This is a genomic window from Blautia sp. Marseille-P2398 (genome assembly GCF_964240315.1).
Taxonomy (GTDB): domain Bacteria; phylum Bacillota; class Clostridia; order Lachnospirales; family Lachnospiraceae; genus Blautia_A; species Blautia_A wexlerae.
In genome coordinates this window covers 1-15,068 of the sequence record NZ_CAXSTD010000007.1, presented here as the reverse complement: position 1 = coordinate 15,068, position 15,068 = coordinate 1, and the positions used below count along the sequence as shown (strand labels likewise).

Sequence of the window (15,068 nt, the reverse complement as noted above, 5' to 3'; positions counted from 1 at the left end):
TCTATGCATCTCAAATACATATCTTCCACTCGGATTTTCTCTTCCAGATTTACCAAGATTTTTCTTCTTTTCTGTGCTTGTGCATTTATAGGTTCCTCTATAGGAAAAATCGTATCGCACAACACTGCCAGACAGACTGCTGCTTCTGCCCAAAGTTCCAACTGGGGACTCAGTTTTCAGGAAGAAGGCAAACGTCCTGTTGGAAATGCAACGATAGAAGAATTGGCTCAGTACAATGCCTTTTTTGCTGAAGATACCGAAGAAAAGAAAATCTATCTCACCTTTGACGCAGGCTTTGAAAATGGAAATACTCCTGCTATTTTGGATGCACTGAAAAAACATCAGGCACCTGCTACATTTTTTGTGGTTGGAAATTTCATTTCGGAAAACAAAGATCTGATCAAACGAATGGAAACGGAAGGGCATATTGTCGGCAATCATACTATGACGCACCCGGATATGTCAAAAATTTCCACAAAAGAATCTTTTCAGAAAGAATTATCCGATGTAGAAAAAATTTACAGGGAAATTACAGGAAAAGAAATGACAAAATTTTACCGCCCCCCACAGGGCATCTACAGTACACAGAATCTGTCTATGGCCAGAGAACTGGGATATCACACATTTTTCTGGAGCCTTGCCTATGTAGACTGGTACCAGGATAACCAGCCAGATCCACAGGAAGCTATTGCAAAACTGACGAAACGGATTCATCCGGGAGCTATTGTACTGCTACACAGCACCTCTTCCACTAATGCACAGATTCTGGATGAACTGTTGGATAAATGGGAAGAGATGGGATATTCCTTTCATTCTCTGAATGAATTATGATCATTTAACATTTTCCGATACTGTTCACACACCACTATCCCGCGAGGTGTTTTGGCATGAATATGCCAAAATCCCGAGACATACAAGCCAAAATTCCATTGCCGCAGGCAATCTGGAATGAATTTTGGCTACGTTACTGTGAACGGAGTGAACAGTAACCATTTTCCCATTTACAAAGTCACATACAAAAATGACAGAATTTTGAAATATCTGACACACTTGCAATAAACAAAAATTGATCATTATCTCAAAATGAAACGCACTCCACAGGAATGTCCTAATGGAGTGCGTCTCACTTTGTTTATAAATCAATACTTTAGAGAATATCAAAATTATAACTTTTATACTGCATTTACACTGCTTATTCAGCGTCTGCTGCCTCTGTCTCTTCCGGTTCTTCTGTTGTTTCCGCTTCTTTAGTGTCATCGGAGGCTGCATCAGAATCTTCTGTCTCTGCTGCATCTGCATCCTCAGCTTTCTCTTCGCTGTCCACAACACCACCTTCAACTACCAGGTCATCCGGATTGATGTTGTCACCGTATACAGGTTTCAGAGTTTCTTCGAAATCTTTATGGAAGAACTGTTCATCTGCCAGAGATTTAATCTCATCGTTGATTGCGTTCAGAAGGTCTGTGTTACCCTTCTGTACTGCTGGTGCAATCGTATCAATATCACCAAGAGATTCGATTCCTACAGAGAATCCTTCATTCTGCTGAGCCCATGCAAGTACTTCTGTATTGTCTGTGGAGAATGCATCTCCTCTTCCATCAAGAAGCGCATCGTATGCTTCCTGGTATTCATCAAATTTTACAAGTTCAATATCCGGATAGTTATCTGTGAAATATGTCTCTGCTGTTGTTCCTTTTACAACGATCAGCTTCTTGCCTTCCAGATCTTTTACATCTTTGATCAGCGCATCATCAGGAGAAACAACTCCAAGAGCTACCTTCATATATGGAAGTGCGAAGTCTACTTTCTCCGCTCTGTCATCGGTTACTGTAAAGTTTGCAAGGATCACATCTACTTTTGCAGACTGCAGATATTCTACACGACTTGCAGCCTCTACATAAGTAAATTCTGCATCGTCTTCACTTCCCAGAAGGTCTTTTGCAAGTCTTTTTCCAAAATAAATATCGTATCCCTGAACATCACCGTTTTCATCTACATATCCAAATGGATTCTTGTCACTGAATACACCGATTTTGATCTTTCCGTCTTTTTTGATCTCATCCAGAGTACGGGCCTGTGCAGTGTTTCCACCGTCATCTGCCGCACTTACAAGAATACTTCCGCCAAGAAGTGTTGTTGCTGCTACACCTGTTGCTAATAAGACTGCTAATATTTTTTTCTTCATGTTCTTTTCCTCCATGTTTTAAAAAATTTTGATTTTATTATAATTTTTATAACTAGTACATCGTTTTCGAAATAACTATACCACTCACTTGTCTGCGAATCCGATTGCACAGGTCTAAAAGCCTCAGCGTAGCCCGCTACGCCTGCGTTTTTATACCAGCACACTCGAATCCGCATCCTACGCGATTGGTATAATTATTTACGAAACGATGTACTAGCTCTTATGATATCCTGCTATTTCATGGATATTATCATCCATTTCAGGATTTATAAAATATTCTGTTTTCCTCTATTCTATTTTTTCACTGTTTCATAATGGAAACTGTTCAGGAACTGTTTTGCCCTGTCAGTCTCCGGATTATCAAAGAACTGTTTCGGAGTGTTCTCTTCTACAATGTTTCCCTTATCCATAAAGATCACTCTGTCTGCTACGGAACGGGCAAATTCCATCTCATGAGTGACGATCAGCATGGTCATTCCTGTCTTTGCAAGTTCCAGTACTACCTGAAGTACTTCTCTTACCATCTCAGGATCAAGTGCTGCTGTAATCTCATCCAGAAGCATGATCTCCGGATGCATCAGCATGGCACGTACAATGGCAACTCGCTGTTTCTGACCACCGGAAAGCTGCCTTGGATAATTATCTTTCTTATCCAGAAGACCAACTCTGTCAAGAAGCTGCTCCGCTTCCTTTTTCACTTCTTCTTTATTTCTTTTCTGTACTTTCATTGGTGCCAGAAGAAGATTATTTAAAATTGTCATATTCGGGAAAAGATCATAGCTCTGGAAAACCATTCCTATCTTCTCTCTGACTTTGCTTATATTCTTTTTTTCTTTCTCATAGCTTACACCGTTAAGCTTCAGTACACCGGTGTCAATCTCTTCCAGGCGGTTGATACATCGCAGGAAGGTACTTTTTCCACATCCGGAAGGTCCTACGATCACCACCACTTCTCCCTTTTGCAGAGAGAAGGAAACATCATCCAGAATAGGAACATTGTTTACATATGATTTCTTTAAATGTTCTACTTCTAAAATCAGCTGTCCCATTCATTTATCCTCATTTCTCTATTAATCAGCAAACTTCTTTTCCAGTACTCTGGAGAGTCTGGAAAATGGAAAACATATGATAAAATACATAAAGAATACTGCACCGTATACCCAGAGGGCCGCTGTCGGATTTGTATAACGTGATGCATCTATGATCTGTTTTCCAACTTTTAACACCTCTACTACTCCGATAAGAGCTACCAGTGATGTGGTCTTGATCATTCGGGTAAGAAGATTCACTGCGGATGGAAGAAGTCTTCTTATAGTCTGCGGAAGGATAATATAAAGATAGACCTGCCATTTGTTTAATCCAAGACCGTATCCGCTGTCATACTGGTGTTTAGGAATGGAGATCAGCGCACTTCGCACCAGATCACCCATTTCAGCAGTTCCCCAGAATGTAAATACAATGACCGCCGCTGTCTCACCGGAAAGATTCATCCCCAGATGCTTGGCCGCTCCGAAATATACCAGGAACAAAAGCACCAGCTGCGGCATGATTCTTACTATTTCAAGGTAAATGCGGCAGATAAACTTAATGATTTTATTTGGGATATTCATTACCATCCCAAGAAGAAATCCAAGGATTATGGAAAATACCATGGAAATCAGTGCAATTCTTATTGTTACCCACAAGCCCTGCCAGAGTCTTAATGAGTTGATTCCCTTAAAAAGAACCTCAATCCCCATATTCTGCATAGCGGACTCTCCTTTCTACAAATGAACAGATAAGTGAGATTGGTAAAAGTATGATCAGATATGCGATTACCAACATAAACAGGGCTTCATCTGTTTTGTAATAAATTCCGATCAGGTCTTTTGTCACAAACATCAGGTCTGCAAGTGCTACTGCACTGAATACGGAGGTTTCCTTAATAAGAAAGATCGCATTTGCACAGAATGCCGGAATAGAATTGGATACTGCCTGGGGCAGGATAATGTTTGTAAATACCTGACTCTTACTCATTCCAAGGCTTAATGCGGATTCCACCTGAATGGGCGGAACATTGTCCAGGCCGCTTCGGAAGGCTTCTGCCATATAACTGCCTCCGAGAAAGGTCAGTCCTGTGATCGCACACTGTTCTGAACTGAGGACAATCCCTATTTTCGGAAGACCGAAATACAGGAAAAACAACTGAATCAACAATGGTGTATTTCTGGACAGTTCAATGTAACATTCCACGATCTGACGAAGTACAGGAATCCTGAAATACTTAATCATGCTGCAGACAAGCCCAACCACAATGGCAAGCAACACACCAATCACCGCCATGTGAAGTGTAAGCTTTGCTGCCTCAATATAAAGAGGTGTCTGCTCGCGGATAAACTCAAAATCCATGGTTACTTTATTCTCCTTCTATTATTATGATTTAGAGCATATTTGAAAAACGCTCTGGTGTGCCTGTTCCACTTATTACTTTTCAATCCACTGCTATTTCGGTTAAAGCAGGTAGTTTACTTGATTTAGTTAAAGCGTTACATCTGCACATCTGTGAACTATCATAACATTTCAGGCTTCATCCTGCAAGCTTTTCATAAATTGCATCTGCAAGTCTGCTATGTCCCAGTTCATCCAGATGCTCCTGATCGGCTTCTCCCGGTCGGGCAAATTCTGAAGCCGGAAGATAAGAAATATTTCTTCTTCTGGCGATTTTCTCATACACCCGGGGCAGATTCCATGATACTTCGATAGAATTCTTATCGAATTCCGGATCAAAATCCTCTTCCCAGATTCTCTCCCCAAGGTAGATTGGAGATACCAGTAATATTTTGGCATCCGGGTTTACAGTGTTGATCTGATCAAGGAGCTGTTCAATCCCCTGTCCGATTACTTCCGGGGTTGCGCTGTATACGCTTTTACAATCGTTCGTGCCAAGCATGAGAACGATAGTGTCTACTGGTCTGTGGCTCTCAAGGATTGCCGGAAGCATTTCTGTTCCTCTTCTTTCTGTACGGAATGGATCATCGAATACGGTGGTTCTTCCGCAAAGTCCTTCTTCGATTACTCTGTAGCCTTTTGTTCTTACTTTGTCATCCAGGATGCTGGTCCAGCGGGTACCCCATCCGTATCTCTGATTAGTAGTTCCCGGGATTAAACCGTATGTATTGGAATCACCGAAACATAAGATTTGTTTCATGTCTTGTCACCTTCTTATCTGATATTTTTAATGGGATTTTTGTTTTCCCTGTTTTCATATTGATTTGATAGGAATACTATACAATCTTTATTTTTGTTTGTCAAGCCCTTTTTTGTATTTTTTGAAAATGTTTATTTGTACGTCATAAGTCATAAAGGGACGCTCAGAAATATTTTTATTTTCCGTGCGGTTTCGGGACCTATAGCAATCCTCGTAAATAATCAAAAAATTTTTGATACCGATATTATTTCCAGTCCTGAACTTTATATTTTTTATATTTTGCAGGTGTCGTGCCTGTATATTTTCTGAAGATTTTTATAAAATAGCTCTGTGTGGAAAAGCAAAGATATTCACTGATCTGTGCTGCTGTATAATCTGAATAGGTCAGCATATTACAGGCAGCTTCTATCCGTTCTTTCTGAATATAGTCGACAAAAAGCATTCCTGTTTCTTTTTTAAACAATCTGGAAAGATAACTGGCACTGATCCCTGCTGCCTCTGCAGTTTCTTCCAGTGTAACGGGAACATGCAGATGAAGATGAATATATTTTACTGCCGCTTCAATTTCTCTGCTGTAATGTTGCATCCCGGACTTCTGCACTTCCTGGGCAAATCTCAGGGCTGCTTTTTGTGATAACTTTTCTATGGAAGATTTGCTGGTGCACTCTTCTACTGTCTGAATATAACCGTCGCTTAATGCATAAGCAGTTTCTTCAGGTACACCACCTTCAATGGCAGCTCTGGTAAACAGCGTAATTCCTGCGATAAACATATTTTTACTGTTTCTCAGTTCATTTCTGGACAGGATTCCCGGGGTTCCATCCGGTGTGAGCTGAAAAACAGACTGTATTCTGTCTGTCTGACCATTCCTGATAGCATCATACTGCCGACGCTCACTTGCATAAGATTCATGTTTCTGTAAATTTTCACGTCTCTCAAATAGAGTATTCCTGCTTCTGTTCTCTGCAATCTGTTGTTCTCTTTCGTTATATTCCTTATTTTTCTTCTGCATCTTTATTCCTCTCACATATACAGCAATATTTTATTATTTATAGCAATATTTTACTATATTTTATCATTTACAGGTGATATAGTCCAGATAAAGGCAACACAAACAATCTGTTTGTTACTGTTCACTCCGTTCACAGTAACGTAGCCAAAATTCATTCCAGATTGCCTGCGGCAATGGAATTTTGGCTTGTATGTCTCGGGATTTTGGCATATTCATGCCAAAACACCTCGCGGGATAGTGGTGTGTGAACAGTAACATCTGTTTCACATATAAATAAACTTATGGAGGAATTTATTATGAAGCGTGATTTAAAGAAAATCATCAGCCAGATGACTCTGGAAGAAAAAGCAGGCATGTGCTCAGGTCTTGATTTCTGGCATCTGAAGAGTGTGGAAAGACTCGGAATCCCGGAGGTAATGGTAAGCGACGGTCCTCACGGGCTTCGTAAACAGGATGACAAGGGAGATCATCTTGGAATGAACGACAGTATCAAAGCAGTCTGCTTCCCTCCTGCTGCTTTAAGTGCCTGCTCTTTTGACCGTGAATTAATGGAATCCATGGGCGAAACTATTGGCAGAGAAGCACAGGCAAATGACGTATCTGTTGTTTTAGGACCGGCTGTCAATATTAAACGTTCTCCGCTCTGCGGAAGAAACTTTGAATACTATTCAGAAGATCCATACCTTGCAGGTGAGATCGCTGCTGCATTTATCAATGGTGTACAGTCCCAGCATGTAGGAACTTCCATCAAACATTTTGCAGCTAACAATCAGGAATATCACCGCATGAGCAATTCTTCTGAAGCAGATGAAAGAACACTCCGCGAAATTTATTTTCCTGCATTTGAAACTGCAGTAAAAAAGGCTCAGCCATATACATTTATGTGCTCCTACAATCAGATCAACGGTACTTTTGCTTCCGAGAATAAATGGCTTCTTACCGATGTTCTCCGCAATGACTGGGGCTTTGAAGGATATGTTATGTCTGACTGGGGTGCTGTCAATGACCGTGTGAAGGGTCTGGAGGCCGGCCTGGATCTGGAAATGCCAGGTTCCAACGGAACAAACGATGCTCTGATCATGGAAGCCGTAAAAAATGGCACTCTGAAGGAAGAAGTTCTGGATCAGGCTGTAGAACGTATCCTGAATATTATTTACAAATATGCGGACCACCGTGCACCGCAGGAATTTACCATGGAAAAAGACCATGAAGAGGCACGCCGTATTGCGGAAGAATCTATGGTCCTTCTGAAAAACGCAGACCAGATTCTGCCTCTGAAGACCTCTGAGAAAGTAGCTTTTGTAGGTGGTTTTGCCAAAAAACCTCGTTTCCAGGGCGGCGGAAGCTCTCATATTAACTGCTTTAAAATTACCAATGCACTGGAAGCTGTTCCTGCTGATGCACAGGTTATTTACGCAGAAGGATTTCCTGCTGATAAAGATTTATACGATGAAAAACTGGCTTCTGAAGCACTTCAGTCTGCAAAAGCTGCTGATAAGGTTGTGATCTTCGCCGGACTTCCGGATAGTTTTGAGTCTGAAGGATATGACCGTTCTCATATGAGACTGCCAGAATGCCAGAACCGTCTTATTGCTGAGATCCTTGAAGTTCAGCCAAATACTGTGATCGTTCTTCACAATGGTTCTCCTGTGGAAATGCCATGGATCAATAATGTGAAAGGTATTCTGGAAGCTTACCTTGGCGGACAGGCAGGCGGAGCTGCTGTTGCAAATATCCTCTATGGTATTGTAAATCCAAGCGGTAAACTGGCCGAGACAATCCCGGTGAAACTGGCTGACAATCCATCCTACCTGAACTTCGGTGGCGGTGATAAAGTGGAATACCGTGAAGGTGTATTTGTAGGATATCGTTATTATGACACCAAACAGATGGAAGTTGCCTATCCATTCGGATACGGACTCTCCTATACTACTTTTACATACAGCAATCTGCAGATTTCCAACACAAATCCAACAGAAAAAGATACTGTCACTGTTTCTGTAGATGTAACAAATACAGGAAACGTTGCAGGAAAAGAAGCTGTCCAGCTCTATGTGAAAGACATGACAGCATCCACGATCCGTCCGGAAAAAGAACTGAAAGGTTTTGAAAAAGTCCAGCTTGCTCCCGGCGAAACCAAAACAGTTACTATGAAACTGGATAAGCGTAGCTTTGCATGGTACAACACCCAATTACAGAACTGGTATGCTGCAAGCGGCAAATATGAGATTCTGATTGGTGCGTCCTCCAGAGATATCCGTCTCTCTGAAACCATTGAACTCTCCAGCAGCCAGGTAATTCCCATGCATATTCATATGAACACAACACTGGGTGAGCTTTTCAATAATCCCAACACAAAAGAAGCAGCAAAAGAACTGACTTCCAGATATCTGGCTGCAATGAACGGCGGTTCAGACACAGCTTCCCAATCTGCTGCTGAAGCTATCACTGAAGAAATGGTAGCAGCAATGACAGATTCCATGCCACTTCGCTCTCTGTGCAGCTTTGGCGGATTCTCCCGGGCTGAGATCCAGGAGATGATTGACAAACTGCAGGCAATCTATAGCAATCCTCTGAAATAATGCATCTTAATCCAGCCCATCAGAGTGTGAAATCCTGCGTCAGATATCTTTGCCGTGCGTCAGCACGCCTGCAGATATCTTCCTTGTCTTTCGCACTCTGCTGAACTGTCTTAAATGCATTATTTACAAGGATTGCTATAAAACAAAAAAACTACTGTATATAAGCTGAATTTTTTTCCGGCTTTATACAGTAGTTTTTATTTATTTCTCTCTAAACCATTCCTTCATCACATCAAAAATTTTTATAAGCTCTTCGTCACTGATCACATATGGAACCATAGAGTACATGTAGTTCAAAAATGGCCTGCTGAACACACCCCGTTCATAAGCAAACTGCTGGAAGCCTTCCAGATCTCTGGAATCATGAACCTCCACGCACACACAGCCACCCATGATCCGGACTTCTTTGATCCGTGGATCTGTGAATGCTTCCATCTCACCACGTGAAACCTGTTCAATATGACGGATTTTACTCATATAATCTTCACGCTCAAAAATCTCAATCCCCTTCAAAGCCACAGCACATGCCAGCGGGTTTCCCATAAAAGTAGGACCATGCATCAGGGCAAGTCTGTCATCATCACTGTAAAAGGCATCAAATACCTTGTGATTTGCCACAGTGACAGCATGACCAATATATCCTCCTGTAAGGGCCTTTCCAAGAACCAGGATATCCGGCAGAACAAGATCTGCCACAAAGCGATTACCTGTGCGGCCAAACCCGGTTGCAACCTCGTCAAAAATCAAAAGAACATCATACTGGTCACACAATTCTCTTGCTCTCTTCAGGAATGAAATATCATACATCCGCATTCCTCCTGCTCCCTGTAAAAGAGGCTCCACAATAAAGCAGTTCAGACGGTCATGATACTGTTCAAATGCCTCCTCCAGGGCCGGAATCTCAGTGGGAATATGGACAACACCCTCTTTTTTGTCAAAAGCGAAATGATAATCCTCGTCATCACCAACTTCCATTGCCTTAAATGTATCCCCGTGATATGCATGTTCAAGAGCCAGCACTAACGGGCGCTTTCTTCCCTGATTGGTGTTGTATTGAAGGGCCATTTTAAGTGAGACCTCCACTGCAACACTTCCTGAATCTGAAAAAAAACAATAATCCAGATCTCCTGGCAGAAATTCCTGCAGCTTCGCAGAAAGCTTTTCCACCGGCTCATGTGTCAGTCCCCCAAGCATTACATGACAAAAACGGTCTGCCTGTTCCTTGATCGCTTCTGTCAGTTCCGGATGCTTATATCCATGAATCATACACCACCAGGAAGATATAGAGTCTATCAGCTTCTGATCTTTTGTATAAAGATGTACACCCTCTGCATCCAGAATCTTATAGGGAGCTTTCATTGTTTTCATTTGTTCATAGGGATACCATATCATTTGATCTTCACCTCATCATAAAATTCTGCCAGTACATCTGCATCTATATCAAGATCCTTCGCATTATCCTGTACTTTTGCAATAACCGGAAGGCCTGTCATATATTGGCACATAGCAATATTATCCTCTTCCATAATATTTCCGGGATGGTAATGGTTAAAAATAATACCTTTGATTGGAAGGGAATGGACTTTCATATACTCAGCAGTCAATACAACACTGTTTATTGTACCAAGCCCTGCATCTGCCACCAGAATACTGGAAAGCTCAAACTCTCTTATCACATCTTCAAGCTGGATTTTGCGTTCATCAAAACAGAGCGGACAGAGGATACCGCCACTTCCTTCCATGGTAATATATTCATAATCATTTGCTGCCTTCAAAAATCCTCTTCGCACAACATCAAGATCCACCGGATTACCCTCAACTCTTGAAGCAAGATGAGGAGACCAGGCATTTTCATATACATAAGGACACATATCATCCAGAGACTGGGAAATACCAGACATCTCTTTAACAAAAAGTGCATCGCCCGGGATTAGACTTCCGTCTGCACGCCGGTCATTTCCACTCATTGCAGCTTTGTAATAAGCCGGATTTTTTCCTGCCTGTGCCAGTTTTTTTACGATCAGTCCTGAGAGATAGGTTTTGCCCATGTCTGTTCCTGTTCCTGTAATAAATACCGCTTTACTCATGATTCTTCCACTTCCTTCCAATATTCTGGTGTTACATTTCTGCCCATATCAGAGAGCATTTTTCGGTCGCTGCGGATGGTTGCGCAGGCAACAGTAGTCAGCATATTCCCTGTTATTGTAGCGGAGGCACCGGATTTAAAAGCGGTTTCCCCGTCATTGGTAAGAAGTGCCCGTCCGGCAGCAAGACGAATATTAGCCTCAGGATTAATATAACGAAAGAAGGCAATTGTCCGGAGGATATCCTGCTCTGAAAGCTGATCAAGATGTTCCAAAGGTGTTCCCGGAATGGGCATCAATGCATTGATCGGAATGGAGTCAATACCCAGCTCTGCAAGGCTGACTGCCATATCCAGACGATCCTCCCAGGTCTCTCCCATTCCTATGATGCCACCGGAACATGCACACATTCCTTCTGCCTTTACCTTTTTCAGAGTTTCAATCTTCATATCGTATGTATGTGTCGTACATATATTAGGAAAATTTCTCCTTGAAGTCTCAATATTATGATGGTAACTGGTTACTCCGGCTTCATGAAGACGATGCAGCTGTTCGGAAGAAAGAAATCCCATGGAAGCACAGAGATCGATATTGCATTCCTTATACATGGTTTCATAGGCATGAATCGCCTGATCAAATTCTTTTCCGGTCAGAGCCTTTCCTGCAGTGACAATGGAAAAACGATCAACACCCTCCTCTTCATTCATTTTACATGCTTCCAGAATCTTTTCCTCGGGAAGAAAATCATAGATCTCACAGGAAGTATGGTGGTGTACTGACTGAGCACAATATTTGCAGTCCTCCGGACACCTGCCGCTGCGGCCATTGATAATGGAACAGAGATCTACCTTATCACCGATATATGCTTCGCGGATACGGTCTGCTCCTTCACATAATTCATCTAAATCACAGGTAAGAAAAAAAGAAAGATCATCTTCCCTTGTAATTCTGCGTCCATCAATAATTTCCTGTGCTAAAATAAGTGGATTCATTTTACAAGCTCCTCCCTTTCCAGTCTGACATTTGATTTTGAATCAAAAAGATATTGAAGCACTACCGGTCTGACACGTTTTGCAATAACAGCTCCCAGAACACTTAATGCAATGTCACCGGGTACAGCAAGAAGAAAACAATAAAGAATCAGCGGCCAGATTCCAATCGGTGTATCGATCACATAATTACAGATCACATAGTAATAAACCATTCCACAGGCATAGACGATCATCAGACCTGCCAAATTCGCAAGTAAATAGTGAAAAACTGTCTTCTGCTTAAGACGCTCTGCAATAAGTCCGGTCACGTATGTTCCCAGGCAGAACCCTATAATATAACCGAAGCTTGGCTTGAAAATATACCAGATCCCACCGCCCTCCGAAAAGATCGGAAGTCCTGCCAGTCCCAACAGCATATAGGCAACCACAGAAATCATACCCCTTCTGGATCCCAGAAACAATCCGGCAAGCATAGTGAACAGGTACTGCAGTGTAAAGGGAACTACAGGTACAGGGATTTTAATAAACGCACCTGCTGCAATCAACGCCGTAAAAAGACCGCAATAGATCATGCTTTTTGTTTTAGTCATTTGTAAACCTCCATATATTTTATGGTTTACTATTTTAAAGCACAGAAGGTTAATTGTCAACTTTTTTATTTTCTCAGTTTACAGTTCGCCTTGCTATTTGCGTCACAGCATATATAATATGGTCAAGCGGATAAAATCATCCGCTTCGGTACTTGCTTGATTCGGTAATCACGACCACCGGCTAAGCCGGTGGTTTGCTTTGACCCTATAAGGGTCTATTACCGGCACTGGAGTCTAAAGACTCATTATTCCTGTATTTTTTGCATTTTTCCATACCGTATCTACATAATATCCACGACACCAGAAATGTCTGTTTCCATATTTGTACTTCAGATTTGCATGTCTTTCGAATATCATTAATGTACTTTTTCATTTTAACCATACAAAAACGGCAGACCCCCCAATAAAGTCAAGGGATTCTGCCATTTTATTTTTCATCAACTGTCGAAAACGGGTGTGTGTCATTTCATCGGGAATTTCTTTCTTGCCAGGTCAGTTCTGCTTTTTCCTTACAGTTCTCAGAAAATAACAGATCGACCACGCAATACTCATTCCTGCTGCAATTCCAAAAGCAAAAAGAAACGTATCCCGTCCATATTCCAATGCTCGAACAGTATTTCCTTCCACAATGCTGTTCATACAATAATAAAGAGTACTTCCGGGAATCAGAGGGATTACGGAAGTAACAAAAAAAGATGTAGATGTTTCTTTACAGATTCTTGCAAGAATTTCTGCATACACATCTGTAACAAAGCCAGCCATCAGAGTCGGAAGAAAAACATTTCCCCAGAATTCTTTTCCCAGAAGGAACACCAGCCAGCTAAGGAAGCCGCCAACTGCTGCCAGAGGCAAATATTTCTTTTTTATATGAAAAAGAATTCCAAATCCTACAGAGCCAATGGCTCCGGTAATTAATTGTATCATGATTGCTGCAGTCAAAGTCCAAACCTCCCAAATAAAATAATTGCCCCCATAAATCCAAGTGCCAGTGCCGCAGCAAGTAGTAAAGCAGCAATCAGACGGATGATTCCAGAGAGTGTATCACCAATAAGTACATCCCTGATTGCATTTGTCGACATCAACCCCGGAATCAAAAGCATAATGTCACCGATCATAATCTTATCCATGCGAAGGAATGGGCACAGCAAGGTTAATCCACAGATTGCACAGCCTGTAAAAAAAGACGCCACAAACTGAAAAGTCACTTCATTCATGCATACCGGACGAAGATATTGCTGTAATCCCCAGATCAGAACAGCCCCAAATCCTGCTGCAACAGCATCCGGAATACTTCCACCATAAAAAAAAGCAAAACTGCATGCAGCCAGAAGGCTTCCAAGAAGTTTCCATAACGGTTTCGTCTTATTTATGTTAATTTTATCAAATTCTTTCCGAAGCTCTGCCGCAGGGACAGGATGATTACAGAAACGACGGCTCAGATCATTCAACTGCTCTAATTTTGTAAAATCATTTCCACCACTTTCCCTGATCCGTCGGGTCTGTGTCCGCGCTCCTTCTTCTGGAAATTCCATGGTAATAACGATACTGGATGTGATCACAAAAACATTCATCTGTGCAGCACCACAGGCATAACCCATTCGGTTCAGCGTATCCTCCACTCGAAAAATCTCTGCACCGCTGTTTAACAATGCGTCACCCATATCAAGAAAAATATGTAAAAAATCTTTAGATGTCTGCATAGGATTACTCCTTTAATTTTGCAGAAAAGAGTCCGGCATAATATACGCCAGTGTCTTACTTCTGCACTTTTGTATTCTGAAGATAGCTTTAGTATAAGGCTTAATTGCAGTGAATACAACTTCTATTTTATAGCGCTTACATAAAATAGTTCCAATTCAGATTATTTTGAAAAAATAAGATGTGTTTTTCAGATCAAAAAATATGAGTAGTAGTCAAGAGGACTTGATGGATTAATCCGTCAAGCCCTTTCTATTTATTATGAGAAATAATCAGTGTACGAGCTGTCAAGTATTTTCTTCCTTCTTATAAAGATTAAAATTCTTGACAGCTCTGTTTTTGGCAAATAAAAAAATATCATAGAATCTAGTTTAATAGACTCATATGATATTTCTTTGATTACTCCTGTGAGTACCCGTGAAGACGAAGACGCGCAAAAGCCTTCATTTTCAAAGGTTTCGAGCAGGGGATGAGAGAATCGAACTCCCACCAAAGGTTTTGGAGACCCCTATCATACCATTTGACCAATCCCCTACAAAGTATATTATACATACTTTCAAAACTACATACATGTTGACATTTCCTTGAGAATTAACTTCCTGCGTTGCTGATTGAGTTTTGTACTCCGCGGGGTCACTTCGTGACTCCGTCTCTCAGCATTTTGGTCAAGCCCTCACCCGATTAGTAACAGTCAGCTCCATGTGTTGCCACACTTCCACCTCTGCCCTATCTACCTCG

At 41.5% G+C, this 15,068-nt stretch carries 14 protein-coding genes, 1 tRNA gene and 1 pseudogene; 2 read left to right on the top strand and 14 right to left on the bottom strand.

Annotated elements, in window-relative coordinates; all coding sequences use genetic code 11:
* Positions 1 to 3: 3 nt before the first annotated feature.
* Entirely contained in the window at positions 4 to 831 is an 828-nt protein-coding gene (locus tag ACESZG_RS09295) for a polysaccharide deacetylase family protein (RefSeq protein WP_022381350.1), read from the top strand.
* A gap of 361 nt (positions 832 to 1,192) precedes the next feature.
* Here the strand turns inward: ACESZG_RS09295 and ACESZG_RS09290 are convergent, their stop codons facing one another.
* From ACESZG_RS09290 to ACESZG_RS09265, 6 genes are all read right to left on the bottom strand, one after another.
* On the bottom strand, positions 1,193 to 2,185 hold the full coding sequence (locus ACESZG_RS09290; RefSeq protein WP_025581342.1) for a cysteine ABC transporter substrate-binding protein: 993 nt from the start codon (positions 2,183 to 2,185) through the stop codon (positions 1,193 to 1,195).
* 293 nt (positions 2,186 to 2,478) lie between these two features.
* Positions 2,479 to 3,234: an amino acid ABC transporter ATP-binding protein gene (locus tag ACESZG_RS09285; protein ID WP_179976464.1), complete on the bottom strand. Its 756-nt coding sequence runs from the start codon at positions 3,232 to 3,234 to the stop codon at positions 2,479 to 2,481.
* A 21-nt stretch (positions 3,235 to 3,255) separates the two neighbouring features.
* Entirely contained in the window at positions 3,256 to 3,933 is a 678-nt protein-coding gene (locus tag ACESZG_RS09280; RefSeq protein WP_008708209.1) for an amino acid ABC transporter permease, read from the bottom strand.
* Positions 3,914 to 4,573 (bottom strand): amino acid ABC transporter permease, encoded by a 660-nt coding sequence (locus ACESZG_RS09275; RefSeq protein WP_008708210.1) that lies wholly within the window; start codon positions 4,571 to 4,573, stop codon positions 3,914 to 3,916. The genes ACESZG_RS09280 and ACESZG_RS09275 overlap by 20 nt, the downstream gene beginning before the upstream one ends.
* Before the next feature lie 178 nt (positions 4,574 to 4,751).
* Positions 4,752 to 5,372 (bottom strand): GDSL-type esterase/lipase family protein, encoded by a 621-nt coding sequence (locus tag ACESZG_RS09270; protein WP_008708211.1) that lies wholly within the window; start codon positions 5,370 to 5,372, stop codon positions 4,752 to 4,754.
* Positions 5,373 to 5,616: 244 nt separating this feature from the next.
* Positions 5,617 to 6,384, bottom strand: coding sequence for a helix-turn-helix domain-containing protein (locus ACESZG_RS09265; RefSeq protein WP_118338795.1), 768 nt, complete (start codon positions 6,382 to 6,384; stop codon positions 5,617 to 5,619).
* 296 nt (positions 6,385 to 6,680) lie between these two features.
* Here ACESZG_RS09265 and ACESZG_RS09260 point away from each other — a divergent pair, with 296 nt between their 5' ends.
* Complete coding sequence (locus ACESZG_RS09260) at positions 6,681 to 8,966, top strand: glycoside hydrolase family 3 C-terminal domain-containing protein (protein WP_055148912.1); 2,286 nt, start codon at positions 6,681 to 6,683, stop codon at positions 8,964 to 8,966.
* Between the two features lie 201 nt (positions 8,967 to 9,167).
* Here the strand turns inward: ACESZG_RS09260 and bioA are convergent, their stop codons facing one another.
* The 8 genes and pseudogenes from bioA to ACESZG_RS09220 form a co-directional block, all read right to left on the bottom strand.
* A complete protein-coding gene (gene bioA / locus ACESZG_RS09255) occupies positions 9,168 to 10,358 on the bottom strand; it encodes an adenosylmethionine--8-amino-7-oxononanoate transaminase (protein ID WP_055148905.1) in 1,191 nt (396 codons plus the stop codon).
* Positions 10,355 to 11,053: a dethiobiotin synthase gene (bioD, locus tag ACESZG_RS09250; RefSeq protein WP_055053848.1), complete on the bottom strand. Its 699-nt coding sequence runs from the start codon at positions 11,051 to 11,053 to the stop codon at positions 10,355 to 10,357. Before bioD ends, bioA begins: the two co-directional genes overlap by 4 nt.
* Positions 11,050 to 12,042 (bottom strand): biotin synthase BioB, encoded by a 993-nt coding sequence (gene bioB, locus ACESZG_RS09245; RefSeq protein WP_173704733.1) that lies wholly within the window; start codon positions 12,040 to 12,042, stop codon positions 11,050 to 11,052. Before bioB ends, bioD begins: the two co-directional genes overlap by 4 nt.
* On the bottom strand, positions 12,039 to 12,632 hold the full coding sequence (locus ACESZG_RS09240; RefSeq protein ID WP_055053849.1) for a biotin transporter BioY: 594 nt from the start codon (positions 12,630 to 12,632) through the stop codon (positions 12,039 to 12,041). Before ACESZG_RS09240 ends, bioB begins: the two co-directional genes overlap by 4 nt.
* A gap of 258 nt (positions 12,633 to 12,890) precedes the next feature.
* Positions 12,891 to 13,001 (bottom strand): annotated as a pseudogene (locus ACESZG_RS09235) (transposase); the annotation flags it as partial.
* A gap of 123 nt (positions 13,002 to 13,124) precedes the next feature.
* Positions 13,125 to 13,571, bottom strand: a complete 447-nt coding sequence (locus ACESZG_RS09230) for a threonine/serine exporter family protein (protein ID WP_081017098.1) — start codon at positions 13,569 to 13,571, stop codon at positions 13,125 to 13,127.
* A complete protein-coding gene (locus ACESZG_RS09225) occupies positions 13,568 to 14,332 on the bottom strand; it encodes a threonine/serine exporter family protein (RefSeq protein ID WP_055053850.1) in 765 nt (254 codons plus the stop codon). Before ACESZG_RS09225 ends, ACESZG_RS09230 begins: the two co-directional genes overlap by 4 nt.
* Positions 14,333 to 14,793: 461 nt before the next feature.
* A tRNA-Trp gene (locus tag ACESZG_RS09220) sits at positions 14,794 to 14,864 on the bottom strand.
* Positions 14,865 to 15,068 lie beyond the last annotated feature (204 nt).

Bases quoted from the DNA above. Each gene is read 5' to 3' on its own strand.
- ACESZG_RS09295 (WP_022381350.1), top strand. From the start codon at position 4: ATGCATCTCAAATACATATCTTCCACTCGGATTTTCTCTTCCAGATTT.
- ACESZG_RS09290 (WP_025581342.1), bottom strand. From the start codon at position 2,185: ATGAAGAAAAAAATATTAGCAGTCTTATTAGCAACAGGTGTAGCAGCA.
- ACESZG_RS09285 (WP_179976464.1), bottom strand. From the start codon at position 3,234: ATGGGACAGCTGATTTTAGAAGTAGAACATTTAAAGAAATCATATGTA.
- ACESZG_RS09280 (WP_008708209.1), bottom strand. From the start codon at position 3,933: ATGCAGAATATGGGGATTGAGGTTCTTTTTAAGGGAATCAACTCATTA.
- ACESZG_RS09275 (WP_008708210.1), bottom strand. From the start codon at position 4,573: ATGGATTTTGAGTTTATCCGCGAGCAGACACCTCTTTATATTGAGGCA.
- ACESZG_RS09270 (WP_008708211.1), bottom strand. From the start codon at position 5,372: ATGAAACAAATCTTATGTTTCGGTGATTCCAATACATACGGTTTAATC.
- ACESZG_RS09265 (WP_118338795.1), bottom strand. From the start codon at position 6,384: ATGCAGAAGAAAAATAAGGAATATAACGAAAGAGAACAACAGATTGCA.
- ACESZG_RS09260 (WP_055148912.1), top strand. From the start codon at position 6,681: ATGAAGCGTGATTTAAAGAAAATCATCAGCCAGATGACTCTGGAAGAA.
- bioA (WP_055148905.1), bottom strand. From the start codon at position 10,358: ATGATATGGTATCCCTATGAACAAATGAAAACAATGAAAGCTCCCTAT.
- bioD (WP_055053848.1), bottom strand. From the start codon at position 11,053: ATGAGTAAAGCGGTATTTATTACAGGAACAGGAACAGACATGGGCAAA.
- bioB (WP_173704733.1), bottom strand. From the start codon at position 12,042: ATGAATCCACTTATTTTAGCACAGGAAATTATTGATGGACGCAGAATT.
- ACESZG_RS09240 (WP_055053849.1), bottom strand. From the start codon at position 12,632: ATGACTAAAACAAAAAGCATGATCTATTGCGGTCTTTTTACGGCGTTG.
- ACESZG_RS09225 (WP_055053850.1), bottom strand. From the start codon at position 14,332: ATGCAGACATCTAAAGATTTTTTACATATTTTTCTTGATATGGGTGAC.